The following is a 7,351-nucleotide window of genomic DNA, read 5'->3' on the forward strand; positions in this document are numbered from 1 at the left end:
TACTAATTTGATTAATACTGTAAATAATGATTTATCTACTAGAATTACCGATGAGACTGAAAGTCTTACAAGCCTAATTAACAATGTAAATAGTGAGCTTTCTACTCAAATCACAAATACTAACAATGAATTGACAACTCAGATCAATAACAACAAAGAAGAACTCAATACTCAAATTAATAACAACAAAGAAGAACTTAACACTCAGATTAATAACAATAAGGAAGAACTTAATAATCAAATAACAGAGAATAAAAATGAATTAACTACTCAAATCAACCAGGTTCAGTCAGATATGGCTAAATATGAAGTTAAAGAAAACTCTGATGGAACATATACTCTTATAATTACAGACCCAACAGAATAGAGGTGTGCGTATGAAAAATGTTATAAAAAAGACCTTTATTTTGCTCTTAACACTATGTATTTTGGCACCGACAACAGATATTACGGTTTTCGCTGAAGAAGATACAACTGTTAAAAATGTAAATGATCTTGATAATTCAGTAGTGCCACATACACATATTTATCAGACCATGTATGATGATACATATCACTGGCAGCAGTGTATTACCTGCGGAAATATTACTAATAAAACAACTCATACACTAAAGGGTAATGGCGGTTCGAAGACTTATTGTGAAAATGGCTATTATAATACAATGGTAATGTCCTATTCAGTTAAGTTTGCTTCATCATTCTATGCTCCATTCAGGGAAGCTGCATGTTCCGCTCCATCTGCAGGAAATAGAAAATCCTATCAAATGGATCCTGCAAATGCACGTGAAGCCTTAAGGGAAGCTGAACTTGATGTAATTGAAGGAGCCGACTTCCTGATGGTAAAACCTGCATTGCCTTGCCTTGATATTATAAAATCAGTTAAGGACAACTTTGACTTGCCTTTGGTAACATATAATGTTAGCGGAGAGTATTCAATGATAATGGCCGGAATTGAAAACGGTTATTTAACTGAAGATGCAATTATGGAAGCTTTATTGTCCATTAAAAGGGCAGGAGCTGATTTGATTATTACCAATTTCGCTCCTTATGCTTTGGATCATTTATAAATTATACTATTTTGGAGAAAATTAATGATTAAGAACTTATGATTGGATTCTCAGATTAAGTAAATTTGGAAAATTAAAAGAAATTTATTTGATTTGGTGCATTTAGGTAAAGTATTAGAGAATTTATTTGATTTGATGCATTTAGGTAAAGTATTAAGAGATTTATTTGATTTGATGCAATTTGGGAGATAATTTTATGGAAGCAAAAGAAATTGCAAAATTGGCTCAATTGGCTTCAGTTCTTGAAGTCAGCGGTTATCCGAAGCCTGGAAATGTTCATAGAACCCGTAACTATGATGATATGGTTTTTGAAGATTTTATCATTAGTGGGGTTGTTATTGGAAACACTATGGAAGAGGTGGCTAGTCAAGCAAAATCATTGGATGAGCCTTCTGGTGCAGAATTAGGTAAATATATTCTTCAATCAGTAAGTGAAACCGACAAGTGGATTGCAAACAACACAAATCTTGGTATTATGATGATGTGCATTCCAATTGCAGCAGCCGCTTCAATAAGTGATTCCTTTGATGAAATTCAGGAAAATATAGCTAAGTTAATGGATGCAACAACTGTAGATGATGCATGCAACCTTTATGATGCAATAAACATTGCAGATGCTGGCGGAATGGGAGATCAGGACGAATTTGACGTAATGAGTGAAAAGGCCAAGGACGAATTGCGCGCTAACAATCAAACAATGTTTGATGTTTTAAAAATCTCTGCAGGATGGGACAGATTGGCAAATGAGCTTACTTCAAAAATGCCTGTTTGTTTTGATATAGGTTTTCCTTGCTTTATTAATGTATGGAACAATTGTGAAGATGTTGATGTTATCAACAAGGCTACAGTATTAACTTTCATGACAATATTATCTGAAATTCCAGACACTCTTATTTCAAGAAAGTATGGGGATGAAATAGCCCAATCAGTTAGTGACAAGGCTAAGGAAGTATTGTCCTTTAAGGATGATTGTGACTTTAAGGAAAAACTATTGGAATTTGATGATTATCTTTATGAAAATAAGTATAATCCTGGAACCACTGCTGATTTAACTGCAGCATCCATATTTTTAAGTTATTTGTCTAAAGAGTTTTAGTTCTCTTTAGATTAATCACTTTCTTCTTTTTTTATTTTTTTATTTTTTTTCATTTTTTAATTTAAGTCTTGTTTTTTATTTTTTTATTTTTTTATTTTTTTTTCATTTTTTAATTTAAGTCTTGTTTTTTATTTTTTTATTTTTTTCATTTTTTAATTTAATTCTTGTTTTTTATTTTTAAGAATTTTTATTCCTTTTTACAATTTTTTATCAGTTCTATTTAGATTTTTTTAAAATCTTTTATTCAATTTAACTACTTTTTTATAAAATTCATAACTTATTTTCAATGTTTTAAATATATTTATTAATTAGATTAGAGAAATATTATAATATTATAAAATAATGAATAATTTTTTATTAAAAATTTATGCTATAAATTAATTTTTAATTTATTTTTCATTAAAATTTATACTTATAAATTAATTTATTTTAATTTTCATTAAATTTATACTTATAAATTATTATTTAATTTAAAATTCACATCTGGTGTTTAGATGAGTGACAATGTAAATAAAATAATTAATGAATTACATATTTATGAAAAAAAGCTCTTGAAGGAGTTGGAAAAAGACGAAGATGCTACTCCTGAAGAAATTGCTGAAAATTCCGGATTAAACATTAAATCCGTTATGAGTGCAGCAGGATCTCTTGCATCAAAAGACATTATTCAAGTTCATAAAGATGTTGAAGAGAAGTTTAGTTTAACTGAAGACGGTAAAAAATATGCTGATATCGGACTTCCTGAACGTAGAATTCTCAAGGCATTGGAAGACAAGAAACAGATTGCCATGAAAGACTTGGCTAGTTTGGACAATCTTGACAAGAAGGAAGTAAACATTTCCATCGGTTGGCTGGTTCGTAAAAGTTGGGCTAAAATCGATAAGGGTGTAGTTAATATTACTGAAGTCGGTGAAGATGCCTTAAATAAGGCTGGGGATGACGAATCCTTACTTGATACATTTAAGCAAAAGGCACAACTATCCAAGAATCAATTGTCTGAAGACATGCTTAATGGTTTGGCTGCCCTTAAAAACAGGAAAAACCTTATCAAGGAAGAAAAACTCACATCTCACAGTTTTTCATTAACTGATTTAGGAAGAAAAATCAATGAAACCGGTTTCACCCTTGAGGAGGAAGCTACTCAACTTACCCATGAGCAGCTTAAAGATGATTCCTGGAAGGACTTAAGATACAGGCCTTATGACATCAATGCAGAATATCCTATTTTCTTTGCAGGTAAGGAACATCCTTTAAGGAGAATCATTCAGGAAATTAGGGAAATCTTCTTAAATCTTGGTTTTGCTGAAGCAAACGGTAACATTCTTGATTCTGCATTCTGGAATTTCGATTCACTTTTCCAACCTCAAGACCATGCTGCAAGGGAAATGCAGGACACTTTCTATGTCAAGAATCCATTGACCTGTGACTTGCCGGATGATGCTCTTGTTGAAAGGGTTGCAAAAACTCACGAGGATGGTGGAAACACCAATTCTGATGGTTGGGCTTATGATTGGAATGCTGATATTGCACGCCAATCAGTTTTAAGAACTCACACAACAGGAATTTCCACAAAGGCTTTGGCAAGTGAAGAACTTCCTATCAAGATGTTTTCAGTTGGAAGGGTATTTAGAAGAGAAACCTTTGACTATAAGCATTTGCCTGAATTCCATCAGGTTGAAGGTCTTGTTGCAGCTGAAGGAATCAATTACCAAAACTTGCTTGGAACCTTAAAGGAGTTCTACAAGCAATTAGGTTTTGAGGTAAGATTCAGGCCGGCTTATTTCCCATACACATATCTCTCAACAGAATGTGAGATTTATCTTGAGGAAAAGGAAAGCTGGATTGAATTAGGGGGATGCGGAATGTTTAGACCAGAAGTTTTAGAGCCTTTAGGAGTTAAGACTCCTGCTTTAGCATTTGGTTTAGGTATTGAACGTCTTGCTATGATTAGATATGATTTATCTGACATTAGAATGTTGTATAAAAGTGATATTAGCTGGTTAAGGGAAGTTCCTTTGGACAATGGAATTAAGCTTGATTAGGCATTTAAAATCATTTTAATGAATAAATAACTGTTTTGATTTTTTTTAATGCATTTTAACTTAAATTAAAACTTTATTTTTGTTTTGATTTTTTTTTAATGCATTTTAACTTAAATTAAAACTAATTTATTTATTTAACTCTTTTTTTATTTTTTATAGTTTTTTGCTTATTTATTTAATTTTTATAATTTTTTTAAATTTAATTTATTTAGGGGTTTTTATGACAAACATTAGACTTATTTCATGGAATGTAAATGGTATTAGGGCAATTCATAGAAAAGGTTTTCTTGATTGGTTTAATGAGGAAAAGGCAGATATTGTAAACTTGCAGGAAACCAAGGCTCAAATAGACCAATTGCCTAAAAAATTAATAAATATTCCAGATTACACAAGTTATTTCCATTCAGCTGAGAGAAAGGGATACAGCGGTGTGGCCACATACACTGCAATCGAACCTGAAAAGGTCTACAATGGAATGGGAATTGAAAGATTTGACACTGAAGGAAGATTATTGAGATTGGATTTTGAAAAGTTCATCCTTATGAACATCTATTATCCGAATGGTGGAAACGGTGAAGAAAGATTACAATATAAGCTTGATTTCTATGATGCATTCCTTGATTATACAAATGATTTAAGGGATAATGGTCATAATCTTGTTATTTGCGGTGACTTAAACACTGCCCACAAGCCAATCGACCTTGCACATCCTAAGCAAAATGAGAAAACTTCCGGATTTTTACCTGTTGAAAGAGAGTGGGTGAGCAAGTTTTTGGACAATGGCTATATTGATACATTTAGAATGTTTCATGAAAATGAGGCTGAAAAATATACTTGGTGGAGTTATAGAACAAATGCAAGAGCACGTAATGTCGGATGGCGTTTGGACTACTTCTTTGTTAATGAAGAGTTCAGGGACAATGTAAAGGATTCCTATATATTGTCTGATGTCCAGGGTTCTGATCACTGTCCTATTGCACTTGAACTAAAACTCTAATTTTCTTTATTTATTAATTTGGATAGTATACTTGCTTTTCTTATTTAGTTCAATAAAGAAAATTAATATTTTTTAAAGATTTTAAATTCTTTAATTTATTTTTTTTTAAAATTAAATTTATTTTTCTCAATTTTTAAGAATTCTTTTAAATTTAATTTCTTTTTTCTCAATTTTTAAGAATTATTTAAAAATTAAATTTATTTTTCTCAATTTTGAGATTTGCTTTTATTTCTTCTTTTATAAGAATAAAATTTATTTTTAGGGATTAATCTCTTTAATTTTTTTGTTTTTCCTGTTTTAACAATTCCTTTGAGATTAGTTTTCCCTTGTCAGTTAGCTTATACAATCTCCCTCTTTTTTCTTTAGGATTTAATAGATAAACCAGATTCTTTTCCTTTAATTGCTTTAAGGATCTGCTAACTGTATTGATGTGGACATCAGTAATTTCAGCAATGTCTGTTGGTTTTAAAGCATCATTTTTCAATGCCTTAAAAACTTTTGTCCTATTTACGGATAATTTTACATATTCTATTAAAACTATGTCCTCATCATGCATATTGCCTTCACCAAAAATCTTATTTTTTTGTGAATGAATCGTGGGATTTGTATAGATATATTTTTTAACCCTTGATTCTTTATTTTTTTAATATAGTCCTATTTTTTTAATAAATAGTAAACTATATGTTAAAATTAGTTTTTCTCTTTAATAAACTTAATATCCTTAAATTAAACACTTATCTAACAGTTATCTAACATTTATCTAATATTTATCTAACTTTTATCTATAACTTATCTAACATTTATCTAACAAGTATCTAACACTTATATAATAAGTAGAAATACCTTTGTATTCATTTAATATCATATTATCTAAGATTTAGTATTCATTTATATAATGCCTATCAAAATTTTTGATAATGGTTATATTAAGTCTATTAAACTTTTTTCATTCAAAAAAATCTTTTTTCATTCAAGAAAATCTTTTTTCATTTCAAGAAATTCCTTTTTTTTCAAGAAAATCTTTTTTTTATTTAAAGATAACTGAGTTAATATTAATACTTTTTTAAAATTTATCATATTTAAATTTTTTATAAGTTTTATCTTTGAGAATAAATATCTTTAAAATTAGCAAATTAAATTTCATTTCTATAAAAAAAGATTTAAAAAAATTAAAATGGTGATAGTAAAAAAGGGTAAGAATAAAAGAGTAAAAAAAGAATAAAAAAGTAAAAATAGAGTAAAATAAGTTAATAAGTAAAATAAGTAAAATAAGTAAAAAAAGAATAAAAAAGTAAAAATAGAATAAAATAAGTTAATAAGTAAATAAGTAAAAAAGAAAGAAAAAATTATAAAACAGTATCTACATCGGAAATACCGTCTAAAACAATAATGTCAATGTCTTCTTCATTGACTCTTTCCTTTTCATCCTCGTCAAGAGTTGAATTAACAAGAATTGCACTCATTCCTGCATTTACAGCTCCCATACAGTCAATGTCTAATTTATTTCCAATCATGACACTCTTTTTAACGTCACATGCCATTCTTCTGCATGCTTCAAGATATATTTCAGGATCAGGCTTTTCAACACCAACCTCTTCGGATGTAATTACAATGTCAAAGAAATGGTATAGATTTAATCTGACCAATTTTTCCCATTGCTTGATTGTAATTCCATTGGTAATAGCTCCTAACTTATATCCCTTACTTTTCAAGTAGATTAAAATAGCACTTGTTCTTGGAAATGGTCTTAAAAGAGCAAATTTGACGTTATGGTAAGTGGTCATTCCAATAGCTATTAAAAGAGGATCTTCCTTTCCCAAAACCTCTTTGGTCAAGATGTTAAAATGTTTTGAATAATTGGATCCTTTTTCACGAATAATCTCTTTTAACAAATCATATGCTTCATCAGGCTCTAATGGAAGTCCATTGTTACACATACTTTCTATTGCAGCATGTCTAGCCAAATCTGCAAAACTTGAAGTGTCTAAAAGTGTATCGTCAATATCAAAAAACACAGCTTTAGTCATTATTACACCTAAATACTTATTAATTTATTTTATTAACTTATTTTTGTTAAAATTATTAAATTTCATTAAATTTCATTAAATTTTAGATCGGAAGAGCGTCGTGTAGGGAAAGAGTGTAGATC

6 protein-coding genes and 1 pseudogene are annotated in these 7,351 nt (G+C 29.5%); 5 read left to right on the forward strand and 2 right to left on the reverse strand.

What is annotated here, in order from left to right; all coding sequences use genetic code 11:
* From Q0138_RS08590 to Q0138_RS08610, 5 genes and pseudogenes are all read left to right on the forward strand, one after another.
* The coding region (locus Q0138_RS08590; protein ID WP_297983440.1) for a hypothetical protein at window positions 1-367 on the forward strand (367 nt) is incomplete at its 5' end.
* A gap of 209 nt (window positions 368-576) precedes the next feature.
* Window positions 577-1,067 (forward strand): annotated as a pseudogene (locus Q0138_RS08595) (porphobilinogen synthase); the annotation flags it as partial.
* Window positions 1,068-1,263: 196 nt separating this feature from the next.
* A complete protein-coding gene (locus Q0138_RS08600; protein WP_297983444.1) occupies window positions 1,264-2,163 on the forward strand; it encodes a triphosphoribosyl-dephospho-CoA synthase in 900 nt (299 codons plus the stop codon).
* 494 nt (window positions 2,164-2,657) lie between these two features.
* Complete coding sequence (locus Q0138_RS08605) at window positions 2,658-4,205, forward strand: phenylalanine--tRNA ligase subunit alpha (RefSeq protein ID WP_297983447.1); 1,548 nt, start codon at window positions 2,658-2,660, stop codon at window positions 4,203-4,205.
* Between the two features lie 220 nt (window positions 4,206-4,425).
* On the forward strand, window positions 4,426-5,202 hold the full coding sequence (locus Q0138_RS08610) for an exodeoxyribonuclease III (protein ID WP_297983451.1): 777 nt from the start codon (window positions 4,426-4,428) through the stop codon (window positions 5,200-5,202).
* Window positions 5,203-5,476: 274 nt separating this feature from the next.
* On the opposite strand, the gene Q0138_RS08615 is transcribed toward Q0138_RS08610, so the two are convergent.
* Together Q0138_RS08615 and Q0138_RS08620 are read right to left on the reverse strand one after the other, a co-directional pair.
* Window positions 5,477-5,758, reverse strand: a complete 282-nt coding sequence (locus Q0138_RS08615; RefSeq protein ID WP_297983453.1) for an ArsR family transcriptional regulator — start codon at window positions 5,756-5,758, stop codon at window positions 5,477-5,479.
* A gap of 790 nt (window positions 5,759-6,548) precedes the next feature.
* Window positions 6,549-7,229: a TIGR02253 family HAD-type hydrolase gene (locus tag Q0138_RS08620; protein WP_297983455.1), complete on the reverse strand. Its 681-nt coding sequence runs from the start codon at window positions 7,227-7,229 to the stop codon at window positions 6,549-6,551.
* Between the last annotated feature and the right edge of the window lie 122 nt (window positions 7,230-7,351).

It is taken from the genome of uncultured Methanobrevibacter sp., from assembly GCF_937906425.1.
Lineage (GTDB): Archaea > Methanobacteriota > Methanobacteria > Methanobacteriales > Methanobacteriaceae > Methanobrevibacter.

Coding starts and splice junctions, on each gene's coding strand:
- Q0138_RS08600 (WP_297983444.1), top strand. CDS start 1,264: ATGGAAGCAAAAGAAATTGCAAAATTGGCTCAATTGGCTTCAGTTCTT.
- Q0138_RS08620 (WP_297983455.1), bottom strand. CDS start 7,229: ATGACTAAAGCTGTGTTTTTTGATATTGACGATACACTTTTAGACACT.
- Q0138_RS08610 (WP_297983451.1), top strand. CDS start 4,426: ATGACAAACATTAGACTTATTTCATGGAATGTAAATGGTATTAGGGCA.
- Q0138_RS08615 (WP_297983453.1), bottom strand. CDS start 5,758: ATGCATGATGAGGACATAGTTTTAATAGAATATGTAAAATTATCCGTA.
- Q0138_RS08605 (WP_297983447.1), top strand. CDS start 2,658: ATGAGTGACAATGTAAATAAAATAATTAATGAATTACATATTTATGAA.